Annotated in this window: 23 protein-coding genes and 1 pseudogene; 18 read left to right on the top strand and 6 right to left on the bottom strand. The window is 73.3% G+C overall.

From position 1 onward, the window contains the following. The 17 genes and pseudogenes from IEX22_RS04020 to IEX22_RS03940 all read left to right on the top strand — a co-directional run. Positions 1-237, top strand: a pseudogene (locus tag IEX22_RS04020) (site-2 protease family protein); the annotation flags it as partial. A gap of 95 nt (positions 238-332) precedes the next feature. Then, positions 333-1,439 carry a tRNA (adenine-N1)-methyltransferase gene (locus IEX22_RS04015; protein ID WP_188666561.1) on the top strand — a complete coding sequence of 369 codons (1,107 nt, stop codon included), beginning with the start codon at positions 333-335 and terminating at the stop codon, positions 1,437-1,439. Positions 1,440-1,517: 78 nt separating this feature from the next. Next, positions 1,518-3,248 carry a proteasome ATPase gene (gene arc / locus IEX22_RS04010; RefSeq protein WP_188666559.1) on the top strand — a complete coding sequence of 577 codons (1,731 nt, stop codon included), beginning with the start codon at positions 1,518-1,520 and terminating at the stop codon, positions 3,246-3,248. 19 nt (positions 3,249-3,267) lie between these two features. Continuing rightward, the gene (gene dop, locus IEX22_RS04005) at positions 3,268-4,902 is read left to right on the top strand and encodes a depupylase/deamidase Dop (RefSeq protein WP_229659755.1); all 1,635 of its coding nucleotides are present in this window, start codon (positions 3,268-3,270) and stop codon (positions 4,900-4,902) included. Positions 4,903-4,906: 4 nt separating this feature from the next. Next, complete coding sequence (locus tag IEX22_RS04000; RefSeq protein WP_188666550.1) at positions 4,907-5,113, top strand: ubiquitin-like protein Pup; 207 nt, start codon at positions 4,907-4,909, stop codon at positions 5,111-5,113. A 6-nt stretch (positions 5,114-5,119) separates the two neighbouring features. Next, on the top strand, positions 5,120-5,968 hold the full coding sequence (gene prcB, locus IEX22_RS03995; RefSeq protein ID WP_188666548.1) for a proteasome subunit beta: 849 nt from the start codon (positions 5,120-5,122) through the stop codon (positions 5,966-5,968). A gap of 2 nt (positions 5,969-5,970) precedes the next feature. Next, on the top strand, positions 5,971-6,702 hold the full coding sequence (gene prcA, locus IEX22_RS03990; RefSeq protein ID WP_188666541.1) for a proteasome subunit alpha: 732 nt from the start codon (positions 5,971-5,973) through the stop codon (positions 6,700-6,702). 2 nt (positions 6,703-6,704) lie between these two features. Next, complete coding sequence (gene pafA / locus IEX22_RS03985) at positions 6,705-8,150, top strand: Pup--protein ligase (protein ID WP_188666532.1); 1,446 nt, start codon at positions 6,705-6,707, stop codon at positions 8,148-8,150. A 64-nt stretch (positions 8,151-8,214) separates the two neighbouring features. Continuing rightward, complete coding sequence (locus tag IEX22_RS03980; protein ID WP_188666528.1) at positions 8,215-9,183, top strand: FKBP-type peptidyl-prolyl cis-trans isomerase; 969 nt, start codon at positions 8,215-8,217, stop codon at positions 9,181-9,183. A 47-nt stretch (positions 9,184-9,230) separates the two neighbouring features. Beyond that, complete coding sequence (locus IEX22_RS03975; protein ID WP_188666527.1) at positions 9,231-9,626, top strand: FKBP-type peptidyl-prolyl cis-trans isomerase; 396 nt, start codon at positions 9,231-9,233, stop codon at positions 9,624-9,626. A gap of 44 nt (positions 9,627-9,670) precedes the next feature. Beyond that, positions 9,671-11,758 carry a helix-turn-helix transcriptional regulator gene (locus IEX22_RS03970; RefSeq protein ID WP_188666525.1) on the top strand — a complete coding sequence of 696 codons (2,088 nt, stop codon included), beginning with the start codon at positions 9,671-9,673 and terminating at the stop codon, positions 11,756-11,758. 9 nt (positions 11,759-11,767) lie between these two features. Continuing rightward, the gene (locus tag IEX22_RS03965; RefSeq protein WP_188666518.1) at positions 11,768-11,965 is read left to right on the top strand and encodes a hypothetical protein; all 198 of its coding nucleotides are present in this window, start codon (positions 11,768-11,770) and stop codon (positions 11,963-11,965) included. Between the two features lie 29 nt (positions 11,966-11,994). Beyond that, a complete protein-coding gene (gene tatA / locus IEX22_RS03960; RefSeq protein WP_188666516.1) occupies positions 11,995-12,339 on the top strand; it encodes a Sec-independent protein translocase subunit TatA in 345 nt (114 codons plus the stop codon). 6 nt (positions 12,340-12,345) lie between these two features. Then, complete coding sequence (gene tatC, locus IEX22_RS03955) at positions 12,346-13,185, top strand: twin-arginine translocase subunit TatC (protein ID WP_306464420.1); 840 nt, start codon at positions 12,346-12,348, stop codon at positions 13,183-13,185. Positions 13,186-13,235: 50 nt separating this feature from the next. Then, positions 13,236-16,238: a DEAD/DEAH box helicase gene (locus tag IEX22_RS03950; RefSeq protein ID WP_188666514.1), complete on the top strand. Its 3,003-nt coding sequence runs from the start codon at positions 13,236-13,238 to the stop codon at positions 16,236-16,238. After that, on the top strand, positions 16,235-17,386 hold the full coding sequence (locus IEX22_RS03945) for an amidohydrolase family protein (RefSeq protein WP_188666507.1): 1,152 nt from the start codon (positions 16,235-16,237) through the stop codon (positions 17,384-17,386). The genes IEX22_RS03950 and IEX22_RS03945 overlap by 4 nt, the downstream gene beginning before the upstream one ends. Before the next feature lie 508 nt (positions 17,387-17,894). Next, the gene (locus tag IEX22_RS03940; protein ID WP_188666506.1) at positions 17,895-18,638 is read left to right on the top strand and encodes a polyprenol monophosphomannose synthase; all 744 of its coding nucleotides are present in this window, start codon (positions 17,895-17,897) and stop codon (positions 18,636-18,638) included. 80 nt (positions 18,639-18,718) lie between these two features. On the opposite strand, the gene IEX22_RS03935 is transcribed toward IEX22_RS03940, so the two are convergent. The 5 genes from IEX22_RS03935 to IEX22_RS03915 form a co-directional block, all read right to left on the bottom strand. Beyond that, complete coding sequence (locus tag IEX22_RS03935) at positions 18,719-19,066, bottom strand: RNA polymerase-binding protein RbpA (protein WP_188666505.1); 348 nt, start codon at positions 19,064-19,066, stop codon at positions 18,719-18,721. Positions 19,067-19,195: 129 nt separating this feature from the next. Further along, positions 19,196-20,179: an SPFH domain-containing protein gene (locus IEX22_RS03930; RefSeq protein ID WP_188666504.1), complete on the bottom strand. Its 984-nt coding sequence runs from the start codon at positions 20,177-20,179 to the stop codon at positions 19,196-19,198. After that, entirely contained in the window at positions 20,179-20,643 is a 465-nt protein-coding gene (locus tag IEX22_RS03925; protein ID WP_188666503.1) for an NfeD family protein, read from the bottom strand. The genes IEX22_RS03930 and IEX22_RS03925 overlap by 1 nt, the downstream gene beginning before the upstream one ends. Before the next feature lie 126 nt (positions 20,644-20,769). Continuing rightward, positions 20,770-22,230, bottom strand: a complete 1,461-nt coding sequence (yczR, locus tag IEX22_RS03920; protein WP_188666502.1) for a MocR-like transcription factor YczR — start codon at positions 22,228-22,230, stop codon at positions 20,770-20,772. 87 nt (positions 22,231-22,317) lie between these two features. Beyond that, a complete protein-coding gene (locus IEX22_RS03915; RefSeq protein ID WP_188666501.1) occupies positions 22,318-23,139 on the bottom strand; it encodes an alpha/beta fold hydrolase in 822 nt (273 codons plus the stop codon). Positions 23,140-23,243: 104 nt separating this feature from the next. Between IEX22_RS03915 and yczE the strand changes: the two genes are divergently transcribed. Further along, the gene (gene yczE, locus IEX22_RS03910; RefSeq protein WP_498063238.1) at positions 23,244-23,825 is read left to right on the top strand and encodes a YczE/YyaS/YitT family protein; all 582 of its coding nucleotides are present in this window, start codon (positions 23,244-23,246) and stop codon (positions 23,823-23,825) included. Between the two features lie 10 nt (positions 23,826-23,835). Here the strand turns inward: yczE and IEX22_RS16000 are convergent, their stop codons facing one another. After that, on the bottom strand, positions 23,836-24,795 hold the full coding sequence (locus tag IEX22_RS16000; protein WP_188666499.1) for a class I SAM-dependent methyltransferase: 960 nt from the start codon (positions 24,793-24,795) through the stop codon (positions 23,836-23,838). Positions 24,796-24,897: the final 102 nt, after the last annotated feature.

The following is a 24,897-nucleotide window of genomic DNA, read 5'->3' as shown; positions in this document are numbered from 1 at the left end:
CTGGCCGCGGTGCCCGGCGAGCAGGCCGCGGTGATGGGCGCCGGCGCGGTCGCCCGACCGCTGGCGACGGGCGCGGTGGTGCCCGCCGCCGCGGAGGGTCACCAGCTGATCCAGTACCTGGCCCGGTTGGCCGGCTCCGAGTACGCCGTCATCGACGGGCGGGGCGCCGTCACCGGCCTGCTCACGCAGGGCGCCGTGCTCACCGCCCTGCAGGGGCGCACCGACCCCTGGACCTGACCGGAACCGAGCGCACCGTTCCGAGCGACCCGGCGGGTCCCCGACCTGCCGCATCCCACCGAACCGCGGGCCCGCCCGCTCCCGAGGAGATCACGATGACCCATGCGACCACCGGCGCGGCCGCCCGCCGCGGCCCCTTCCGGGACGGCGAACGCGTCCAGCTGACGGACGAGAAGGGCCGGCTGAGCACCATCACCCTGACCGCCGGCGAGGCGTTCCACACCCACCGCGGCGTGCTCGAGCACGACGCGCTGATCGGCCGCGACGAGGGCACCGTGGTCACGAACTCGGCCGGTCACCGCTACCAGGCGCTGCGCCCGCTGCTCAAGGACTTCGTCCTCTCGATGCCGCGTGGCGCCGCCGTCATCTACCCGAAGGACGCCGCCCAGATCGTCACCATGGGCGACATCTTCCCGGGTGCCCGGGTCGTCGAGGCCGGCGTCGGCTCCGGCGCCCTGACCATCTCGCTGCTGCGCGCCGTCGGGGACGCCGGCCGGGTGCACTCCTTCGAGCTGCGGCCCGAGTTCGCCGACGTCGCGCGCGGCAACGTCACCACCATGTTCGGCGCCGACCACCCGGCCTGGCAGCTGACCCTCGGGGATCTGGCCACCGAGCTCGGCGTCCACGAGGAGCCCGGCAGCGTCGACCGGATCGTCCTCGACATGCTCGCCCCGTGGGAGTGCCTCGACGCCGCGGCCACGGCCCTGGCCCCCGGCGGGGTGCTGATCGCCTACATCGCGACCGTCACGCAGCTCTCCCGCGTCGCCGAGGCCGTGCGCGACGACGGCCGCTTCACCGAACCCGAGTCCTGGGAGACGATGGTGCGCGGCTGGCACGTCGAGGGGCTCGCCGTCCGGCCCGACCACCGGATGGTGGCCCACACCGCGTTCCTGCTGATGACGCGGCGGCTCGCCGACGGGTCCGAACGGCTGGCGCCGCGCCGGCGAGCGTCGAAGACCGACTACACCGAGGAGGACCTCAACGCCTGGACGCCGGGGGCGGTGGGGGAGCGGCCCGTCTCGGACAAGCGGTTGCGCAAGGTCGGCCGGGACGCCAGCCGGCTCGCCGAGCGGGCTCGCGCGGCCGGCGCCGACACCGGGGTGGACGCCGGCCCCGGGCGCGCGGCCGCGGCCGGCGCGACCGATGACGGTGCTGGTCACCGGCCCGTCACGGATGCCGCCGGGGAGTCACCGACGAACTAGGGTGGAACGCAGGACCGGCCGGTCCGCGCCGACCGCGCGGCGCCGCCCGGTCGCGGTGCTGCGAAGGAGGTAACGGCCATGTCCGAGCCCACATCGACGGGCGCGACCGGTCCCACGGGGACCCCCGACGCCGCCGGCCGCCAGCTGGCGGTGCTGCGGGACAAGCTGCGGCTGCTCGACCGCCAGCTCGCCGGCGCTACCGCCCAGAACGCCACCCTGGTCAAGGCCCTCGAGGCGGCGAAGGGTGAGATCGTCCGGCTCAAGGGGGCCCTCGAGCGTGACGGGGTCGCGCCGTTCGGTTTCGGCACGGTGATCGCGATCAACCCGGCCCGCCCCGCCGATGCCGCCCGCGGTGTCGCCCTGGCCGCGGAGACCGTCGACGTCGTCAACGCCGGGCGCAAGGTGCGCGTCAGCGTCTCCCCGCTGGTCGGCCTGGACGCCCTCGCCGTCGGGCAGGAGGTGCTGCTGAACGAGTCCCTGACCGTCGTCGGCGCCCTGGGCTTCGAACGCGCCGGCGACGTGGCCACCGTCAAGGAGCTGATCGGGGCCGACCGTGCGCTCGTCGTCGGCCGCTCCGACGACGAGAAGGTCGTCCGGCTCTCCGGCGCCCTCCAGGGAGCACCCCTGCGCGTGGGCGACGCCGTCACCGTGGACGCCCGGCTCGGGTACGCCCTGGAGAAGATCGCCCGCAGCGAGGTCGAGTCCCTCATCCTCGAGGAGGTGCCCGACATCTCCTACACCGACATCGGCGGCCTGGGCCCGCAGATCGAGCAGATCCGCGACGCCGTCGAGCTGCCGTTCATGCACCCGGACCTGTACCGCGAGCACGGGCTGAAGGCGCCCAAGGGCATCCTGCTGTACGGCCCGCCCGGGTGCGGCAAGACCCTGATCGCCAAGGCGGTGGCCAACTCCCTGGCGGCCCGCGTCGCCGAACGGCGCGGCACCGACGTCACCAGCTACTTCCTGAACATCAAGGGCCCCGAGCTGCTCGACAAGTACGTCGGCGAGACCGAGCGGCACATCCGGCTGATCTTCGCCCGCGCGAGGGAGAAGGCCTCGGCCGGCAACCCGGTCGTCGTGTTCTTCGACGAAATGGACTCCCTGTTCCGCACCCGCGGCACCGGCGTCTCCTCCGACGTCGAGACCACGATCGTCCCCCAGCTGCTCAGCGAGATCGACGGCGTCGAGCGGCTCGACAACGTCATCGTCATCGGCGCCTCCAACCGGGAGGACATGATCGACCCGGCGATCCTGCGGCCCGGCCGGCTGGACGTGAAGATCAAGATCCACCGACCCGACGCGGAGGCGGCCGCCGAGATCTTCGGCAAGTACCTGACCGCCGAGGTGCCGCTGCACGAGGAGGACCTGGGCGAGCACGGCCGGGACCGGGGTGCCACGGTGGACGCGATGATCCAGCGCACCGTCGAGGCGATGTACGCGACCGACGCGACCACCGAGTACCTCGAGGTCACCTACGCCAACGGCGAGTCCGAGGTGCTCTACTTCAAGGACTTCAACTCCGGCGCGGTGATCCAGAACGTCGTCGACCGGGCCAAGAAGAACGCCATCAAGGACCTGCTGACCACGGGGCAGAAGGGGTTGCGGATCGAGCACCTGCTGCGCGCGGTCACCGACGAGTACCACGAGCACGAGGACCTCCCCAACACCACCAACCCCGACGACTGGGCGCGGATCTCCGGCAAGAAGGGCGAGCGGATCACGTACATCCGCACCATCGCCCACGCCAAGACCGGACAGTCGCGCGGCCGGGCCGTGACCACGGCCACCGACACCGGGCAGTACCTGTGATGCGCACTCCCGGGCACGGATGACCGTCCACCGCATCATGGGCAGCGAGACCGAGTTCGGTGTGCTCGCGCCCAGCGCCCCCGGCGCCGACTCCACCGTGCTCGCCACCCGGGTGATCAACGCCTGGGCGGACCTGACCGGCCTGTACACGCGCGCGAACTCCTCCGCCGGGGGAGCGGGCTGGGACTACTCGGACGAGGCGCCCCTGGCCGACGCCCGCGGCTGGGTCCTGGCCAGGGGGGCCGCCGACCCGAGCCAGCTCACCGACGAGCCGGACGTGCTCACCGCCGAACAGGTGGCGGCGGAGGGCCTCGACGACGCCGCCGACGACGGGACCGACCCCATCACCGACGGCATCCTGATGAACGTCGTCCTGGGCAACGGGGCCCGCCTGTACGTCGATCACGCGCACCCCGAGTACGCCGGCCCCGAGGTGACCAACCCGCTGGACGCCGTGCGCTGGGACGCCGCCGGCGACGCCGTCGCGCGGGCCGCCATGGACCGGATCACCGCCACCGGCGGCACCCCGATCCAGCTGTACAAGAACAACACCGACGGCAAGGCCGCCTCCTACGGCAGCCACGAGAACTACCTGATGCCGCGGGAGGTGCCGTTCGGGGCCATCGTGGCGGGGCTGGTCCCCTTCTTCGTCAGCCGTCAGGTGATCTGCGGCGCCGGCCGCGTGGGCATCGGCGTCGACGGGTCCACCCCGGGTTTCCAGCTCAGCCAGCGGGCCGACTTCTTCGAGGCCGAGGTCGGCCTGGAGACCACGGTGCGCCGGCCCATCATCAACACCCGGGACGAGCCGCACGCCGTCGCCGAACGGTTCCGGCGGCTGCACGTCATCATCGGCGACGCCAACCTCGCCGAGATCTCCGGCTACCTCAAGTTCGGCACCACCGCGCTCGTGCTGTCGATGATCGAGGCGGGCACGGCGCCCACCGTCCAGGTGGTCGACCCCGTGGCGGCGCTGCAGACCATCAGCCACGACCCGACGCTGCGCGCGACCGTCCGGCTCGCCGACGGGCGCGCCGTCACCGGCCTGGACCTGCAGCGCATCTACCTGGACGCGGCCCGGGCCCACTGCGCCCGCACCGGCGCCGACGATCCCGCCACCGACCCGATGACCGCCGACGTCCTGGCCCGCTGGACGGAGCTGACCGACCTGCTCGCCGCCGACCCCGCCGCAGCGGCCGACCAGCTGGACTGGGCCGCCAAGCTCGCGCTCGTCTCCGCTTACCGGGACCGCGACCGCCTGGCGTGGGACGACCCCCGGCTGGCCCTGGTGGACCTGCAGTACTCCGACGTGCGCACCGGCCGCGGTCTCTACCACCGGCTCGTGGCCGGCGGCCGGCTGCGGCGGCTGCTCGACGACGAGGACGTCGCCGCGGCGGTGACCGACCCGCCCGAGGACACCCGGGCGTGGTTCCGCGGTCAGTGCCTGCAGCGGTTCGCCGGCAACGTCGCCGCCGCCAACTGGGACTCCGTCGTGTTCGACCTGCCCGGCGCCCGGCGGCTCGTGCGGATCCCCACGAAGGAGCCCCACCGGGGCACTCGGGACCTGACCGCGTCGCTGTTCGCGGACAGCATCGACGCCGCCGACTTCGTCCGCCGGCTGGGCACCGGTCCCGAACCCGGTGGCGTGGCACGATAGGACCATGAGCGAACAGCAGCGTGCCTCCGCCTCCTCCTCGGAGCATCAGGAGCAGATCGACCAGCCGGCCGACCCGACGCCGCCGGCCGCCGAGGCCGCGCCGACCGCCGCGACCGCCGGCGTCGACGACCTGCTCGACGAGATCGACGGTGTCCTCGAGGCGAACGCCGAGGAGTTCGTGCGCGGATTCGTGCAGAAGGGCGGCCAGTAACCGTCCATGGAGCACACAGGCCGGCACGGCGGCACCAGGGAAGGCGCACGATTCGACGCCGCGGGCGCGGGAACGGGATCCTCGTTCACCGCCTGGCTGCAGACCGACCACCCGGATCTGCTGCCGTTCGGCCGCACCCCGCTGGCGGTGCCCGGCGCGGGGGAGACGCTCGCCCCGCACGGCACCACCATCCTGGCCATGACCTACGGCGGTGGCGTGCTGATGGCCGGTGACCGCCGCGCGACCATGGGCAACCTGATCGCCAGCCGGCACATCGAGAAGGTGTACCCGGCGGACTCCCACTCCGTGCTCGGCGTCGCCGGCACCGCGGGCATCGCCCTGGACGTGATGCGCCTGTTCCAGGTCGAGTTGGAGCACTACGAGAAGATCGAGGGCACCCGGCTCAGCCTCGAGGGCAAGGCCAACCGGCTCGGCGCCATGGTCAGAGAGAATCTGCCGCGCGCGGTGCAGGGCCTGGCCGTGCTGCCGCTCTTCGCCGGCTACGACACCACCCGTGCGGTCGGGCGCATCTTCTCCTACGACGTCACCGGCGGCCGGTACGAGGAGATCGAGCACCACACCGTCGGGTCCGGCTCCGCGTTCGCGCGCGGCGCCCTCAAGAAGCTGTGGCGCCCGCACCTGACCGAGGAGGAGGCCGTCCGGGTGGCCGTCGAGTCCCTCTTCGACGCGGCCGACGACGACTCCGCCACCGGCGGTCCCGACGCCATCCGCCGGCTGTGGCCGGTGATCATGACGGTCGGCGCCGCCGGGCACCGCCGCATCCCCGAGCACGAGCTCGAGGAGGTGTGCGAGGACGTCCTCGCCGCCCGGTCCCGCGCCGGACGGGAGGCGTGAGCATGACGCAGTCGTTCTACGTCTCACCCGAGCAGCTGATGAAGGACCGGGCGGACTTCGCCCGCAAGGGCATCGCCCGGGGCCGGTCCGTCGTCGTCGTCTCCTGCGCCGAGGGCATCGCCCTGGTCGCCGAGAACCCGTCCCCGTCCCTGCACAAGGTGGGGGAGATCTACGACCGGATCGCGTTCGCCGCGGTCGGCAAGTACAACGAGTTCGAGTCCCTGCGCCAGGCCGGCGTGCGCTATGCCGACCTGCGCGGGTACGCGTACGACCGGGAGGACGTCACCGCTCGGGGGCTGGCCAGCGTCTACACCCAGTCCCTGGGCGCCGTGTTCACGACCGAGGGCAAGCCGTTCGAGGTCGAGCTGGCGGTCGTCGAGGTCGGGGCGGTGCCCGAGGAGGACCGGCTGTTCCGGCTGCTGTTCGACGGGTCCATCTCCGACCAGCGCGCGTTCGTCGTCATGGGGGGCGCCGCCGAGGCGATCGGCGGGGTGCTGGCCACCGCGCACGACCCGGGCGCCACCTTCGCCGGTGCGGTGAGCACGGCCGTCGACGCCCTGCGCCGGGCCGGAGTCGACGGCGAGGAGGACGGCCCGGGCCGCGACCTGCCCGCCGAGCAGCTCGAGGTCGCGGTGCTCGACCGGGACCCCCTGACGCTGCGCGGCAGCCGCCGCGCGTTCCGGCGGCTGACGACCGACGAGTGCGCCGCCCTGCTGGCGGGGGGACGGGCCTAGCCATGCAGCGACGCATCGTCGGTCTCGAGACCGAGTTCGGGCTGTCCTACGCCGCGGCCGGCGGTTCGCCGCTCTCACCCGAGGAGGTGGCCCGGTACCTGTTCCGCAAGGTGGTGCACTGGGGCCGCTCCTCCAACGTGTTCCTCGGCAACGGCGCCCGCCTCTACCTGGACGTCGGCTCCCACCCCGAGTACGCGACCGCCGAGTGCGACCACGTCGACGACCTGCTGGCGCAGGACCTGGCCGGGGAGCTGATCCTGGACGACCTGTGCCGGGAGGCGGAGGAGCGGCTGGCCGCCGAGGGCTACGGCGGGTCCGTCTACCTGTTCAAGAACAACACCGACTCGGTGGGCAACTCCTACGGCAGCCACGAGAACTATCTGATCCCGCGGACCACGTCCTTCACCCGGCTCGCGGAGATCCTCATCCCGTTCCTGGTGTCGCGGCAGCTGATCGCCGGCGCCGGGAAGGTCGTCTCGGGGCCCGGCGGCACCGGCTACGCCTTCAGCCAGCGCGCCGATCACATCTGGGAGGGCGTCTCCTCGGCGACCACCCGTTCCCGGCCGATCATCAACACCCGGGACGAGCCGCACGCCGACGCCGAGCACTACCGGCGCCTGCACGTGATCTCCGGGGACTCGTCGATGAGCCAGAGCACCACCGTGCTCAAGATCGTCAGCGTCGACCTGCTGCTGCGGATGATCGAGGACGGCGTCATCATGCGCGACCTGCGCCTGGAGAACCCGATCCGCAGCATCCGCGACATCTCCCACGACCCGACCGGCCGTCACCCCGTGCGCCTGGCCGACGGCAGCACCATCAGCGCGCTCGACCTGCAGCGGTACTTCTGGCAGAAGGCCACCGACTACGTCGCCCGTGCCGGCGCCCACCACGACCGGGTCGCCTTCGCCCTCGACCTCTGGGACCGGACCCTGACCGCCGTGGAGACCGGCGACACCGCCGCGATCGACACCGAGATCGACTGGGCGATCAAGAAGAAGCTCCTGGACTCCTACCGGGCGCGCAGCGGGCTGGCGCTGAGCGCCCCGCGCATCGCGCAGCTCGACCTGACGTACCACGACATCCATCGCGGGCGCGGGGTGTTCCACCTGCTCCAGTCCCGGGGGGCCGTGCGCACCCTGATCAGCGAGCAGCGGGTCAAGTCCGCGGTCGACGACCCGCCCGCCACCACGCGCGCCCGGCTGCGCGGCGAGTTCGTCCGCGCCGCCGTCGCCGCCGGCCGGGACTACACCGTGGACTGGGTGCACCTGAAACTGAACGACCGGACCCAGCAGACCATCCTGTGCAAGGACCCCTTCAAGGCGGAGGATGCCCGCGTCGACGAGCTGATCGCGGCCATCCGGGCGTCCGCCCCCGAGCCGGGCACGGACCCCGGCGCCGGCGGCCCGGCCGGTGGAGGCAACACACAGACTGGTCCGCTACCGTAGTCGGGCGCGCGGCTGCCCGCCCGGGTGCGCCGTCGAACCCGACCCCGTTGTTGAGGATGTCCCTGTGCGCCGCTATCTCGCCCTGCTGCTGATCCCGCTGCTGCTCCTGCTCGCCGGCTGCTCCGGCTCCGACAGCTCGTCGTCGTCCTCGTCGGCGTCCGGCCCGCTGGACTCGATGAAGGTCACCAGCGACGAGGACAAGAAGGTCCCCGGCCTCGACTTCGCCAAGCCGCTGGTCTCCCAGGACGCCGCCGCGAAGGTGATCAAGGAGGGTGACGGGGACACGGTCAAGGCCGGCCAGTCGGTCAGCTACGTCGGCGCGGTGATCAACGGCGCCGACGGCGCGGTCCAGAACGAGACGTTCACCACCAACAAGCTGGAGAGCCTGCTGCTCTCCGATTCGGTGAAGCAGCAGAACGAGGTGCTCTACAACGCCCTCGTCAACGCCAAGGTCGGTTCCTACATCGCGTTCGCCACCCCGGCGCAGACGCCGACCGCCGAGCCGAGTGCGAGCGCGAGTTCCAGTGGCAGCGCGAGTGCCAGTGCGAGCGCCTCGCCGACCGCGTCCAACGTCATCGTGTTGAAGCTGCAGTCCGTCAAGGACGTCCCGACCCGCGCCCAGGGCACCGCGGTGGCCCCGAAGGCCGGTCTGCCGACCGTCAAGCTCGCCGACGACGGCGCCCCGACCGTGACCGTCCCCAAGACCAAGGCACCCACGAAGCTCGTGGCCCAGGACCTGATCACCGGCAAGGGCCAGAAGGTGAAGGCCACCGACAACGTCACCGTCCAGTACACCGGCGTCAAGTGGTCCGACGGCTCCGTCTTCGACTCCAGCTGGAAGAACGGCAGCCCCGTCTCCTTCCCGCTCAGCGGCGTCGTGAAGGGCTGGACCCAGGGCCTGACCGGCAAGACCGTCGGCTCCCAGGTGCTGCTCGTCGTGCCGCCGAGCCTCGGCTACGGTAGTGATTCGACGTCGGAGCTGAAGAACGAGACGCTCGTCTTCGTCGTCGACATCCTCGATGTCGCCTCCTGACGCCCACCTCTCACCGACCTCACCTCCCGACACGACAGGAGACCGCTGTGTCCTTCGGCAAGCGCGAGTACGACCGGCAGAAGCCCGATATCGAGTTCCCCGACCACGAGGCGCCCGCCGACCTGGTCGTCGAGGACATCATCGTCGGCGACGGACCGGAGGCCACGCCCGGCAGCACCGTGAGCGCCCACTACGTCGGCGTCGCCTTCTCCACCGGTGAGGAGTTCGACGCGTCCTGGAACCGGGGCGCGCCGCTGGACTTCCGGCTCGGCGTGGGCCAGGTCATCGCCGGCTGGGACGAGGGCATCGCCGGAATGAAGGTCGGCGGCCGCCGCCGGCTGGAGATCCCCGCGGCGAAGGCCTACGGCGACCGCGGCGCCGGCGGGGCCATCGCCCCGGGCGAGTCCCTGATCTTCGTCGTCGACCTGGTCGGCGTGCGCTGACCGGTCCCCGGAACGGGGCCGCCGCGCTGTTAGCGTAGGCGTCTGTGGCCCCCCGACGCACCGAGCGACTGCTCAACCTCCTGATCGCCCTGCTCGAGCGCCGGCAGGGCTACAGCAAGGAGGAGCTGCGCCGCGTCATCCCGCCGTACGCGAGCGCCGGCGACGAGGCGTTCGAGCGGATGTTCGAACGCGACAAGGCCGACCTGCGCGACCTGGGCCTGCCCCTCGAGTCGTTCAGCGACGAGTCCTACTTCGACGGGGACCTGCACACGGTCCGCTACCGCATCGACCCGAACCGGTACCGGCTGCCGCCGGTCCGGTTCTCGACCGACGAGTCCGCCGTCCTCAACCTCGCCTCCCGGATGTGGCAGCAGGCCTCGCTCTCCTCGGCGGCCGGCCGGGCCGTGCGCAAGCTCTCCGCCCGCGGCGTCGAACCCGCGACCGACGTGCTGCTCGGTGTCGAACCGCGGATCCGGGCCACCGAACCGGCATTCGGGCCGCTGCTCGACGCCATCGTCGCGCGCCGGCCGGTCAGCTTCGGCTACCAGCGGCCGGAGGCCGACGCCCCGCAGACCCGGCGCCTGCAGCCGTGGGGGATCGGCAACCGCTTCGGCCACTGGTACGTCGTCGGCCACGACGAGGACCGCGACGCGGAGCGGACGTTCCGGCTGTCGCGAATGACCACGCCCGTCGTCACCCGGCCGGGGACCGTCACGATCCCGGCCGGCTTCACGGTCGCCGGGGCGCTGGCCGGCCTCGTGCAGCGGGAGGCGACCGAGACCGCCGTCGTCGAGGCCCGCCCGGGCACCGCCCTGGCGCTGCGCCCGCCCGCCGAGGGCCGGCCCGGCACACCGCACGGCGGACCCGACGCCGCGCCCGCACCACAGGATCCCGACTGGGAGCGGTTCACCGTGCCCTACTCGGACACGGAGATCCTCGCCGAGGAGCTGGCCGGGCACGGCCCGCACGTGCGCGTGCTCGCTCCGCCGACCCTGCGCGACGCGGTCGCCCGCCGGCTTCGGGCCGCCCGCCGGCTCGCGGACCGGTCCCCGGTGCCGGACGCCGGGACGGCCGCGCCGGCCCGGCCGCGCACGCAGCGCACGTCCCGGGACGACCTGACCCGGCTGCTCGACCTCGTCCCGTATCTGACGGAGCACCCCGGTGCCGACCTGTCCGCCACCGCCCGCCTGTTCGACGTCAGCCCGCAGCAGCTGGTCAAGGACCTGGAGCTGCTGTTCGTCTGCGGGCTGCCCGGCTACGGCCCGGACCAGCTGATCGACGCCAGCTGGGAGGAGGGTGCCATCTACCTCGGCAACGCCGACGAGCTGAGCGAACCCGTCCGGCTCAGCGTCGACGAGGCGGGCGCCCTGATCGTCGGGCTGCAGGCGCTGGCCGCGGTGCCCGGCATCGGTCAGCGGCCCGCCGTCGAGTCCGCGCTGGCCAAGATCTCCTCCGCCGCCTCCGACGCGATCGACCTCACCGCGTCCCTGCACGCCGACGTCGCCGGGGACGGGGACGGGCTGCTGCCCACCCTGCAGCGCGACGTGCGGGACGGCCGCCGGATCGTCATCGACTACCTGGTCCCGCACCGGGACGAGCTGACCACCCGCAGCGTCGACCCGTGGCGGCTCTTCTCCGCGAACGACGTCTGGTACCTGCAGGGGTGGTGCTACCGCAGCGGCGACGTGCGCAACTTCCGGCTCGACCGGATCCGTGCGGTCCGCCCCGACGGGGATGCCGTGGTCGACCGGGAGCGGATCGCGGCGCACGGCGGCAGCGACCCGGAGGTGGAGCTGTTCACCCGGTCCGACGACGACATCGAGGTCACCGTGCTGCTCTCCCCGCGGGGGCGCTGGGTGGCCGACCACTTCGACGCCGAGCACGTGGCGGACGCGGGGTCGGTCCCGGGCGGCGGCTGGGACGGCTGGCTGGTGGCCCGGCTGCGGGTCGGCACCACGGCGTGGCTGCCCGGCCTCTGCACGCGGGCCGGCGGGGACGTGCGGGTGCTGGCGCCCGCCGACGTGGCCGCGGCCTGCTCGGCGTGGATCGACGACGCGCTGGCCGTGGCCGGGCAGCTCTCGTCCGACGGCGCCGACCCGGCACGCGGCGGACCGGACGCACACCGCGGCTAGGATCGGATCGTGCCGTGGTGGTTCTGGATCCTGCTGTGGGGCGGCCTGCTGCTGGTGTCCGCCGCGGTGCTGGCGCTCGCCTGCCGGCGAATGATCCGCTCCGGCCTCGCCCTGGTGCGCGAGCTGGACCGCGCTGCCGGGGCCATGCCCGGCGCACCGCTGGCCCGGCAGGACGACGTCCCGTCCGGCGCCCGCGATCTGGCATAGCATGGTCACCGAGGAAAGGATCCCCACCCGTGCGTATCTTCGACAACCCGTGGCTCATCGTCATCCTGGTCGTGGCCGCTCTGCTGCTCTTCGGCGCCCCCAAGCTGCCCGGCATGGCCCGCAGCCTCGGCCAGTCGATGCGGATCTTCAAGTCCGAGGTCAAGCAGATGAAGGACGACGACACCCCCCCGGGGTCGGCGACGCCGTCCTCGGCCACGCAGCCGACCGTCCCCCGGGCATCCGCGGAGGCGGGTCACCAGCTGACCCCGCCGCCCGCCGGCGCGACCCCCACCGGCACCGTGCCGCCGCAGCCCGACGCCGTCCGTGACCCGCAGGGCCCGGCCAGCGGTACCGGTGGCACCGCCACCCACTGACCCGCGGTGACACCGAGGTCCCGCCGCCGGTCCAACCCCGAGGGCCGGATGGCCCTGCGCGACCACCTGCGGGAGGCGCGCAACCGGCTGATCGTCTCGCTCGTCGCCGTCCTGCTCGGCGCCGTCGCGGGCTGGTTCCTCTATCAACCGGCGTTCGAGCTGCTGCAGCAGCCGATCCACGAGATCGCCGCCCGGGACGGCCGGACGGCGCTGATCAACTTCGAGGGCGTCGCGTCCTCCCTGGACATGCAGGTGCAGGGGGCCGTGTTCATTGGCATCCTCCTCACCTGTCCGGTGTGGCTGTACGAGGTCTGGGCGTTCGTGACCCCCGGCCTGACCCGCGCCGAGCGGCGGTACGCGGTCGGTTTCCTCTCCGCCGCGGTGCCGCTGTTCGTCCTCGGCGCGCTGATGGCGTGGACCGCGCTGCCCGGCGTCGTCGCCGTCCTGACCCAGTTCACCCCGCCGGGCTCGACCAGCAACATCATCCGCGCCCAGGACTACCTCGTCTTCGTGATGCGGATGATCCTCGTCTTCGGCGTCGCGTTCGTGCTGCCGGTGCTGCTCGTGGGGCTGAACATGATGCGCATCCTGCGCGGCCGGCAGATCCTCAAGGCGTGGCGCATCACCGTGTTCGGGATCTTCGTGCTCGCGGCGATGGCGGCGCCCGGCGCCGACGCGCTGTCCATGTTCTACCTGGCGCTGCCGCTGGTGGTGCTCTACTTCCTGGCCATCGCCCTGTGCCTGATCCTGGACCGGCGCCGGGACCGCCGGGACGCCCGCCGCTCCGACACCATCGAACTCGGCGCGGACACGGCGACGCCGGTCGAACGGCTCGGCGAGCTCTGACCAGCGCGGAGCGTGCGGAAGCGGGAGCGGCGCGCTTGTAGGCTGAGGACATGTCCTCGCCGTCCGAACGGTATGCGGCTGCCCGGGAACGGAACCAGCACGCCAAGACCCGGCTCGCCGCCTTCGAGCGGACCCAGTCCTTCGAGCTCGACGAGTTCCAGCGCCAGGCGTGCCGGTGCCTGGAGGCCGGCCACGGGGTCCTCGTCGCGGCCCCGACCGGAGCCGGCAAGACGGTGGTCGGGGAGTTCGCCATCCACCTGGCGCTCACCGACGGGCTCAAGGCCTTCTACACCACGCCCATCAAGGCGCTGAGCAACCAGAAGTACGCCGAACTGGTCGCCGTGCACGGTCCCGGCCGGGTCGGCCTGCTCACCGGCGACACCAGCATCAATCCCGAGGCCGACGTGGTCGTGATGACCACCGAGGTGCTCCGGAACATGCTCTACGCCTCCTCGTCCACCCTCGCCGGACTGGGCTACGTGGTGATGGACGAGGTCCACTACCTCGCGGACCGGTTCCGCGGCGCGGTGTGGGAGGAGGTCATCATCCACCTGCCCGACAGTGTCCGGCTCGTCTCCCTGAGCGCCACCGTCTCCAACGCGGAGGAGTTCGGCGCCTGGCTGGACACCGTACGCGGCGAGACCGACGTGATCGTCTCGGAGCACCGCCCGGTGCCCCTGTGGCAGCACGTGATGGTCGGGGAGCGCATCGTCGACCTGTTCGCCACGCCCACCAGCTTCGACGCCGCCGCCGTCGCGGCGGCAGCCGGGGAGAGCGCAGGCGACGCCGGCGGCGACCGTCCCGAGCGGCGCGACGACGGCGGCGGACGCCGGTCCGGCGGCGCCGGCCGGCCGAGCCGGGCGAAGGACCGGCGGCGACACGAGGCCCTGCGGCAGCAGGAGCAGCGCGCCCGGGCCGCCGCCACCCGCACCGAGCAGCAGGACAGCGGCATCACCGTCAACCCCGAGCTGAACCGGCTCGCCCGGACGGAGAGCCGGGTGCCGCGGCAGGCGCACCGCGGCCGCGGCCGTCGACCCGACCGGCCACCGGTGCGCGAATCCGTGCGCCGCGTCTCCCGGCCGGCGATGATCCGGCAGCTGGACCGCGAGGCGCTGCTGCCGGCGATCGTCTTCATCTTCTCCCGCGCCGGCTGCGATGCGGCCGTCCGCCAGTGCGTGGACGCCGACCTGTGGCTGACCACCCGCGCCGAGCAGCGCGTCATCCGCGCCGAGCTGGACGACGCGGTCAGCGAGCTCTCTCCGGAGGACCTCGAGGTGCTCGGGTTCTGGACCTGGCGCGACGGCCTGCTGCGCGGCATCGCCGCCCACCACGCCGGGATGCTGCCGCCGTTCAAGGAGGTGGTCGAGCGCCTGTTCGGCGCCGGCGTCGTCAAGGTGGTGTTCGCGACCGAGACCCTGGCCCTCGGGGTGAACATGCCCGCCCGATCCGTGGTGCTGGAGAAGCTCGACAAGTTCAACGGCGAGGCGCACGTGCCGATCACGGCGGGGGAGTACACCCAGCTCACCGGCCGGGCCGGCCGCCGCGGCATCGACGTCGAGGGCCACGCGGTGGTGCTCTGGCAGCCGGGCACCGACCCGTCCGCCGTCGCCGGCCTCGCGTCCCGGCGCACCTACCCGCTCAACTCCAGCTTCCGGCCCACCTACAACATGAGCATCAACCTGATCGCCCAGTTCGGCCGGGACGCCGCCCGGGAGATCCTCGAGTCCTCGTTCGCGCAGTTCCAGGCGGACCGCTCCGTGGTCGGCATCGCCCGGCAGATCCGCAGCCGCGAGGAGTCCCTCGCCGGGTACGCCGAGTCGATGCGCTGCCACCTCGGCGACTTTTCCGAGTACGCCCGGCTGCGCCGCGAGCTCTCCGACGCCGAGCAGCGCGCGGCCTCGACCCGCAGCCGCCGCGCCCGGGACGCCGCGATGGCGTCCCTGGACCGATTGCGGCCCGGCGACGTCATCGAGGTGCCCACGGGCCGCAGCGCCGGCTTCGTCGTCGTGCTCCGACCCGAGACCAACGGGTACGAGCCGCGCACCACCGTGCTCACCCTCGGGCACCAGGTCCGCCGGATCACCGCGCAGGACCTGCAGGGCGAGGTGCGCACGGTCGGCTCGGTGCGCATCCCGAAGCACTTCGACGCGAAGAACCCTCGCGAACGACGCGACCTGGCCTCCTCGCTGCGCAACGCGCTGCACGAGAAGCGGCCGTCGCCCGGGGAGAAGCAGCGCCAGGGCGACGGCCACGGGACCGAGCGTGCCACCGATCGGCAGGAGGCCCGCATCGCCGACCTGCGCCGTCAGGTGCGCGCTCACCCCTGCCACGGTTGCAGCGACCGGGAGCAGCATGCCCGCTGGGCGGAACGCTGGCACCGGCTCAACCGGGAGACCGAGGGCCTCAAACGACAGATCCAGGGCCGTACCAACACCATCGCCCGCACCTTCGACACGGTGTGCGACGTGCTGGCCGGGTACGGGTACCTGACCAACGAGCCCGTGTCCCCGCCGGAGGACCCCACGCCGGGGCCGCTGCGCATCACCCCGGCCGGCAGCCGGCTGCGGCGCATCTACGGGGAGAAGGACCTGCTGATCGCCCTGTGCCTGGGCGACGGCGTGTTTGACGGGCTCGACCCGGAGGAACTGGCCGGACTCGCCAGCGTCCTCGTCTACCAGGCCAAACGCGAGGAACGAGGAGTGCGCCCCACCATGCCGACGCCCGCCCTGGAGGACGCCGTGCGCGGCGTCGTCCGCCGCTGGTCCGAACTGACCGACGCCGAGGAGGCCGCCGGCCTGCCCGAGACCGCGGAGCCGGAGCTCGGCCTGGTCCGGCCCATGATCGCGTGGGCGCGCGGCCGCACCCTGCAGGAGGCGCTGCGCGGCACCGACCTGGCCGCCGGCGACTTCGTGCGCTGGTCCAAGCAGGTGATCGACCTGCTGGACCAGCTGGCAGGCGTGCCCGAGATCTCTGCCCGGCTGCGCACGCGGCTGCGCTCCGCGATCGAGGCGGTCCGCCGGGGCGTCGTCGCCTACTCGGCGGTGGCCGCATGAGCCGCACCCTCTACCGCAACGGTGCGGTCTACTCGACCCACGACCCGTTCGCGACGGCCCTGCTGGTCGACGACGACACCGTCGCCTGGCTCGGCTCCGAGGAGGCCGCGGACGGAATCGCGGGCACCGACGTGACGGTCGTCGACCTCGCGGGTGCCCTGATCACCCCCGGCCTCTACGACTCCGGGCTGGCCCCCGTGCCCGGGGCCGACCCGGCGGCGCGGTGGGCGCAGCTCACGGCCGCCGGGTACGTCGCGGTCACGGCTCACGGTGCCCCCGACGACGCCCGGCACGCCGGCCATCTGCGCGCTCTCGCCGCCGAGGCGGAGAGCCCGGCCTCCGGGCTGCCCGGCACCCGGCTGTGGGCCGCGCGGACGGTGCACGACGCCGCGGGTGTCGACCACCTGCGGGACGTGATCGGGCCGCACCTGGCCGGCGCGGCGCCCGCCCCCGACGACGCGACCGACGTCCCGGCGCTGACCGCGCACCTGACCGCCGTCACCCGGGCCGGGCTCGCCGCGGGGTGGGCGGTCACCACGGACGCCGAACTCGACGCCCTGCGGGTGGCCCTGCCGGCCGCGGCGGCCGCCGGTGCGCCGCTGCGCGGTGCCGGGGTGACGCTGGCCGTCGCGACCGACCTCGACGCCGCGGACCGTTCACTGCTGAGTCGGCACGGGGTGACCGTGCTGATCACCCCGACCGACGGTCTGCCGCTGCGCACGCCCCTGGCCGCCCTGGCCGCCGACGGAGTCCCGCTCGTCCTCGGCACGAGCGCCTGGCACCGGGGCGGCACCGAGCCGGCGCCACCGTGGAGCCTGGTCCGGGCCTGCGTCCAGCACCCGGACCCCGCGCAGCGGCTCTCGTCGCGCGCGGCGTTCCTCGCCCTCAGCCGCGGAGGCTGGCGGGCGGCACGCGCCGTCCACCCCCTGCTGGGCCAGCTCGTGCCGGGCGCCCCGGCCGGCCTCGCCGTCTGGGAGGCCACCGAGCTGATGGTGCAGACGCCGGACAGCACGGTCGCCGCGTGGAGCACCGACCCGCGGGCCGGGACGCCGTTGCTGCCGGCACTGGACACGGGCACCGACCCGCGGTGTCTGCGGACCGTCCGGGACGGGCTCGTGGTGCACGACGACGGCACGCTCGCCGGCTGAGCCCCCGGCTCCCTGCGGGCGGACGACCCACCGGGACGACACACCGGGGCGACACGCCGCAGATCGTCGTCACCGGCGGTAACCCCGCGCCGCACGGGGCCGCACCAGCCCGCCGCTGACCAGTGGCATCGGACGTCGCCGCAGGTCAGCGCCCAATTGACAGGTCGTTGCCAACCCGTAATATCGATGCACAGGGTCGTCGTGCAGCGATGGCCGCAGCCGGCAGGCGGACGCGCACCCGCACCGTTCACCGGCTTCACGGGCAGGTCCCGGCGTCAGCAGAAAACAGGTCCCTCGAGAGCCGACTTCGACGGGGGCCTGGCCCGAAGGCGCCGGGGCCTGCCCGCCGTCCTCTCCGGGCGGGGATGAGCCGCGGCGCGCGCGGACCGGAGCCGTCGGCACGCGGTGACGTCGTATATCCTGAATGGTCCCGCCCGAATCGCGGTGGGTCCCGACCTCTCATCCTCGACACGACCCGGCCACCGGTCCGGGACAGGCAGGACTGCACGTGCGCGTACTGACGATCATCCCGACTTACAACGAGAAGCAGTCGCTGCCCACGACGCTCTCCCGGCTGCGCGCCACCGTCCCGGACGCGGACGTCCTGATCGTCGACGACAACAGCCCGGACGGCACCGGTGTGCTCGCGGACGGCTTCGCCGCCGAGGACGGCCAGGTGCACGTGCTGCACCGCAAGGGCAAGGAGGGTCTCGGCGCGGCCTACCGGGCCGGTTTCGCGTGGGGTCTCGAGCGGGACTACGAGGTCCTGGTGGAGCTGGACGCCGACGGCTCGCACCGCCCGGAGGACCTGCCGCGCCTGCTCGCCGCCGTCGAGGACGGCGCCGACCTCGCCGTCGGCTCCCGGTGGGTCCCCGGCGGGAGCGTCGTCAACTGGCCGCTGCAGCGCAAGGTGATCTCCCGTGGCGGCAGCTTCTACGTCCGCACCATGCTCGGGCTGCCCTACCGGGACGCGACCGCCGGTTTCAAGGCGTTCCGGGCCACCACCCTGCGCCGCATCGACTACGCGTCGGTGCAGTCCGCCGGGTACGTGTTCCAGGTGGACCTGCTGTGGCGCACGCACCTGGCGGGCCTGCGCGTCGTGGAGGTGCCGATCACGTTCGTCGAGCGGGTCGCGGGCGACTCCAAGATGAGCGGCGCGATCGTGGCCGAGGCGATGCAGCGGGTCACCGCCTGGGGCCTGGCCGCGCGCGGCCGGGTTCTGAAGAACATCGTCACGTCCGTCAGGCGCTGAGGACCACCCACGCGACGAGGGCCGGGACCGACGATCGTCGGTCCCGGCCCTCGCGGCGTGTCGGTGCGGTCCGCGGCGACCTAGGCGGAGGTCTTCTCGCCGCGCCGCTCCCGGAGCAGGGTCAGCCGGTCGGCGAGGATCTGCTCGAGGTCCTCGACGCTGCGCCGTTCCAGCAGCATGTCCCAGTGGGTGCGCACGGGCTTCTCGTTGCCGGGCACGGGCTTCTCGCCGTCGACGAGCAGTGCCTCCTTGCCGGTCTTGGACACCCAGGTCGGCGGGATCTCGGCCTCGGCGGCGAAGGTCACGAAGACGCGCTCGCCGTCCTTGCACCGGTACTCGACCCGCTGCCGCGGTGCCGGCTCGACGCCGGCCTCGGTCTCCATGCTCTGTGAACCCAGACGCATGCCGCGCAGGCTGCGGTCACTCATGTTTGATCCTCCGAATCATCGCGTGCGCCCCCGGGTGCTTCTGCTCGGACGGTGCCGGCACACTCCACGTCTGTCAACACGTGCGAGCGGCGATCTGTTCCCGTGGGCCAGCCGTTCAGTATACCGGGCTCAGCCCCGCGGCGGAGAAGTCGGCGCGGGCGGGACCGCGCCGTCCCTGGATCCGGCCGGAGAGCTCCCGGAGCGAGTAGCCCCGAACAGTGCGCCGTCGCCACCGCCCATCGCGCCGCCGATGCCCTTGAGGGCCTCGCTGACCTCCGACGGGATGATCCACAGCTTGTTGGACGAGCCCTCGGCGAGCTTGGGCAGGGTCTGCAGGTACTGGTAGGCGAGCAGCTTCGGGTCGGCGTCGCCCTGGTGGATGGCCTCGAAGACCTTCTGGATGGCCTGGGATTCGCCGTCGGCCCGCAGGATCGCCGCCTTCGCCTCGCCCTCGGCCTGCAGGATGGCCGCCTGCCGCTGACCCTCGGCGGTGAGGATCTGCGACTGCTTGGTGCCCTCGGCCGTGAGGATCGCGGCGCGCCGGTCCCGCTCGGCGCGCATCTGCTTCTCCATCGAGTCCTGGATCGACAGGGGCGGCTCGATCGCCTTCAGCTCGACCCGCGAGACGCGGATGCCCCAGCGGCCGGTCGCCTCGTCGAGCACGCCGCGCAGCTGACCGTTGATCTGGTCCCGGGAGGTCAGCGCCTCCTCGAGGTTCAGGCCGCCGACGACGTTGCGCAGGGTCGTCGTCGTCAGCTGCTCGACCGCCTGGATGTAGTTGGCGATCTCGTACGTCGCCGCCCGCGGGTCGGTGACCTGGAAGTACACGACGGTGTCGATGGAGACCACGAGGTTGTCCTCGGTGATCACCGGCTGCGGCGGGAAGGAGACGACCTGCTCGCGCAGATCGATCATGGGCAGCAGCCGGTCGACGAAGGGAATCAGCAGGCTCAGGCCGGGCTGGAGGGTGCGCTGGTACTTGCCGAGGCGCTCCACCACGCCCGCCCGCGCCTGCGGGATGATCCGGATGGACCGCACCAGCACGGTGATCACGAACACCAGCACGACCACCAGCAGGACGGCGACGACGACGCCGCCGATCGACTCGTTCATCAGAGGGAACTCCTGTTCTCGGGGTGGGCGACGATGGCCGTGGCTCCGCTGATCCGGTGCACCCGCACCGCGCTGCCCACCGGGATGGCGGTTCCGTCCGCGCTGCGCGCGGTCCAGGTGTCGCCGCCGATCTTCACCAGTCCGCTGTGCTCGCCGACCGGTTCGAGTACGACCGCCGGCTCGCCGATCAAGGAGTCGATGTTGGTGCGTTGACCTGCCTCGGGTCGTCCGAGGTGATTCAGGGCGACAGGCCGGACGATGACGACGAGCAGCAGGGCGACGACGCAGAAGGTGAGGATCTGGACGACGAGGTTGTCGGTAGCGAACGACACCGCCATCGCGGCGAGCGCGCCCCCGGAGAGCATGATGAAGAAGAGGTCGAGCGTGAGCATCTCGATGAGGGCCAGCACGAGGACCAGGGCCAGCCACACGACCCAGCTGTTCTGAGCGATCCATGCGAGCATCTGTGCGTCCTCACCTGCGAAGCGTCGACGGCGCGTCGGCGCGCCGTCGATACTTCCATTGTGCGTGCTGACCAGTCGCTCCGCCACTCTCGCGCGGTCCGGGCGCGCCCCCCGGGGTGCCGGCGGTCAGACGACGGTCACCGTGGGGGAGGCCGGTGTCCGACGCCGGGCGGGCGCCTCGTCCGCGACCCGGCGGACGGCACGCGCCAGCGCGGTCAGCACCGGGTCGATCTCGGCCTCCGGCACCACCGTCGGCACCCGGATGAAACGTTCGAACGCCCCGTCGAGACCGAAGCGGGGCCCGGGCACCAGGGCGATGCCTTCGCTGCGGGCGGCGAGGGTGAGCGCCGAGCTGGACAGCTCGTCCAGGCCGACCCAGAGGGACAGGCCGCCCGGGGCCGACGGGAGGGTCCAGGTCGGGAACCGGACCGCGAGCCCGGCGAGCAGGGCGTCGCGCTGCGCCCGCATCCGCGTCAGCCGGGCGTCGATCATCGTCGCCTCGTCCCGCAGCAGCACCGTGGCGGTGAGTTGCTCGAGGATCGGGGTGCCCAGGTCGATGCTGCGCCGCTGCAGCCGGATGCTCTCGAGCAGATCGCGGCGCGCCCGGATCCACCCGACCCGCATGCCGCCCCACGCGGTCTTGGACAGGGAGCCGATGCTGACGATGTTCTCCCCGTGCGCGGCCAGCGGGGTGCGCGGCCCACGGTCGAGATCGAGCATCGCCGTCGTCTCGTCGGCGATCACGACGGTGCCGGCGCTGCGCGCGGCGAGCGCGATCCGGGCTCGCTCCTCCTCGGTCAGGGAGCTGCCGGTCGGATTCTGGAAGTCGGGCATCAGGTAGGCCAGGGGCGGCCGGTGTGCGCGGAGCAGGCCGACGACGGCCTCGACGTCCGTGCCGTCGACGTCGACGGGGACGGCGAGCAACCGGGCCTTCAGGGAGCGGAACGTGTCGATCGCGTGCGGATACGTCGGCTGCTCGATCAGCACCCGGCCGCCGGGCAGGTGGACGTGCTGGGCGACGAGGCGCAGTCCGTGCTGGGCGCCGAGCGTGATCATCACCTGGTCCGGCGCCGTCGGTACCCCGCGGGCCTCGTAGTGCCGGGCGACGGCGGCCCGCAGGTCCGGCAGGCCGCCGAGGTCCAGGCCCGCCTCGGGCATGAAGCCGGGCAGCACCTCGAGCGCCTGGCGGTAGGCCGCGGCCAGTCCCGCGTAGGCGGGGGGAGCGGACTGGGTGAGGTCCCAGCGGAACGCCTCCGGGGTGCCGGCACTCCGGGTGCCGGTGGTGCGACCGGGCTCCCGTGCCGCCGCCCCCTGCAGGGAGAGGACGCTGCCGGACCCGCGCACACTGCTGAGGTAGCCGCCGGCACGCAGGGCGGCGTATGCGCCGGTCACCGTGGTCCGGCTGACCCTCAGGGTCGAGGCGAGCTCCCGCTCGGCGGGCAGCCGGGTGCCCGACGGCAGCCGGCCGTCCAGCAGCAGCAGCCGGATCCGGTCCGCGAGCGCCCGGTAGGCGGTGCCGGAGGTGCCGGCGGGGCGCCACGGACCGAGCTCGCGCTCGAGGCGCTGCGCGGAGTACGTGAGGGACATCGGCAGGGATCCTCGGGGCCGCGGAATGATTGGACTGCTGGGTCGATGCCAATCATACGGCGCGCCGATCGGGGTCGTGCGGCCGCCTCACTCCGGCGCCAGGAGGGAGGTCAGGGCGTCGTGGACCAGATCGCCGGTCAGGGCCGGTTCGACGAGGTGGATCCAGTGCCCCGCGGACCGCTGGGCGGCCTCGACGTACCGGACGCGGTCGGTGAGCACGGTCAACGCCCCCGGGTCGACGGGTCGATCGCTGTGCAGGTACACCGCCGGCAGCTCCAGCCGGCGCCAGAAGGCCACCGAGTCCAGGCCCAGCACGGAGAGCCAGAACTCGCGGATCACCCGGGCGCCGGCCGCGTCGACGCCGTCCATCACCTGGCGGAAGGCGGGGCCGCCGACGTCGCGCCCGCCCCACGACCGGCGCATCGACGCGGCGAACGCCTCCCGCAGCGGCGCGTCGGGCAGCCGGCTCAGCTTCTCCGCCCGGGCCCGCTTGTCCCGGCTGGCCGCCGGATCCGTGGGCAGGTTCGCGTCGAGCAGCACCGCCCCGGCCACGTCGCCCGAGTCGGCGCGCAGCGCCCGGGCCACCTCGACCGCGACGATGCCGCCCGCGCTGTGCCCGACGACGGCCCGGGGTTGCGCACCGCACTCCGCCAGGAGGGCGGCGACGGCGGCCGCGGTGGCGGTGACGTCCAGCAGGGGCAGGTCGTCCGCCCAGGCGCGTGAGCGCCCGGTCCCGGGCAGGTCGAGCCTCAGCACCCGGAAGGGTCCGGCCAGTCGCCGCGTCAGGCCGTCGAGCTCGCCGCTGCGCCCGGCGGTGCCGGGCAGCAGCAGCACGGGGTCGGCGTCGGCGGGACCGTCGACCCGCAACAGTTCGTCACGCGCGGTCGTCGGCGGTGGCGTCGTCGTCATCGTGGGTCCGTCTCGGGATCGGGGAGGGATGGTCACCCCCATCGCATCATGTCCGCGGCCTGCACGTCCGCCCACGCCCGACGTGATAGGACGACGGGGTGAAGATGACGTGGCGGATCCTGGTGCTGTTCGTGGGGCTCGGGCTCTACGGGGCGGCGATCGGGCTGATGATCCGCTCGGAGCTCGGTGCGAGCCCCTGGGACGTGCTCGCGCAGGGCGTGTCCCGCCGCAGCGGTCTGACGTTCGGGCTGTCCACCGTGGTGATCAGCGCGGTGGTGCTGCTGTGCTGGTTCCCCTTGCGGGTCCGGCCCGGCTGGGGCACCCTGGCCAACGCCGTCTCGGTCGGCCTGTTCGCCGACGCGACCCTCGCGTTGGTCCCGCCGACGGGCCACTGGCTGCAGCGCTCCGGGTTGCTCGCCGGCGGGGTGGTGCTGCTGGCGTTCGCCACCGCCGTCTACCTCAGTCCCCGGTTCGGCCCGGGTCCGCGCGACGGGCTGTTCACGGGACTGGTCCGCCGGACGGGGCTGCCCGTGTGGGCGGTGCGCGGCTGCCTCGAGGTCACCGTGCTGGTCATCGGGTGGCTACTCGGCGGCATCGTGGGCATCGGGACTGTCGTGTTCGCCGCGGCGGTCGGTCCCCTGGTGCACGTCTTCCTGCGCTGGCTGCGGGTCGACGTGGGGCACTGAGACCGCTCACTCAGCCGGCGTCCCCGGCCCGCGCTCGCGGGCGCAGCACCTGGACCGTGACCTGGGCGTCCACCCGGAGCGGTGCGTCCACCCCGCCGAGCCGGGCGGCGAGCTCGGCCGCGGTCGCATGATGCCCCGCCGGCCCCATGAACGCCGCATCGACGGCCTCCGCGCCGGTCAGGCCCAGGGGCACGTCGACGTCGTGCCGGGCCAGCACGGTGAAGTGGTCCGCGAGGGCCTGCTGCAGCCGGTCGTCCTTGTCCGGGTCCACGGCGAGCATGCCGGTCACGTCGCGCAGCCGCGCCAGGTGCGCGGGCCGCGGCGTGACCAGCACGAGGACGCCGCCCGGCGCGAGCACCCGGGCGAACTCGGGCCCGTTGCGCGGCGCGAACACGGCGAGCGCGACGTCGACCGCCCCGTCGCGCAGGGGCAGCGGCCGCCACGTGTCCCACACGAGCGGCAGGGCCGTCGGCACGGTCCGCGCCAGGCGCCGCAGCGCGGCGGGGGAAAGGTCGGTGGCCACGGCGGCGGGCCCGTCGGAGGTGCTGTGCCCCGGGGCGGAGGACCCGTCGGCGAACCCGGCGAGAACGGCGTCGAGGTAGTAGCCGGTGCCCGCCCCGGCGTCGAGGACCGCGGGCGTCTCGGTCGTCACCGCCGACCGCACCGCCGCCGCGACGGCGTCCGCGATCGGGGCGTAGTGCCCGGCCCGGAGGAAGCGGTCCCGCGCCTCGACCATCGCCGGGGTGTCGGGAGTGAACCGGCTGCCGGCCCCGGTGAGGAGGTTGACCACACCCTGCCGGGCGGCGTCCCAGTGGTGGCCGGCGGGGCAGTCCAGCCCGGCGACGCGGTCGCGGCGCGCCGGGGCCGTCAACTCCGCCGACCCGCACACGGGGCAGGTCAGCAGGCCGACGGCCCGGACCAGGGGCGGCGGCAGCGTGTCCTGCGGGCGGATGGGATCGGCGGTGCTCACCCGTTCATCCTAGGAAGCCACGGCGACCCACGACGCGACCCATGACGGGACGCGAACCGCCGGGCAGTCGTGACCAGTGTCCCGCCCCACCCCGTCCGAGCC

This window comes from Tersicoccus solisilvae (assembly GCF_014643255.1).
In the GTDB taxonomy this organism is placed as follows: Bacteria; Actinomycetota; Actinomycetes; order Actinomycetales; family Micrococcaceae; genus Tersicoccus; species Tersicoccus solisilvae.
This window is presented reverse-complemented; position numbering and strand designations above follow the sequence as displayed.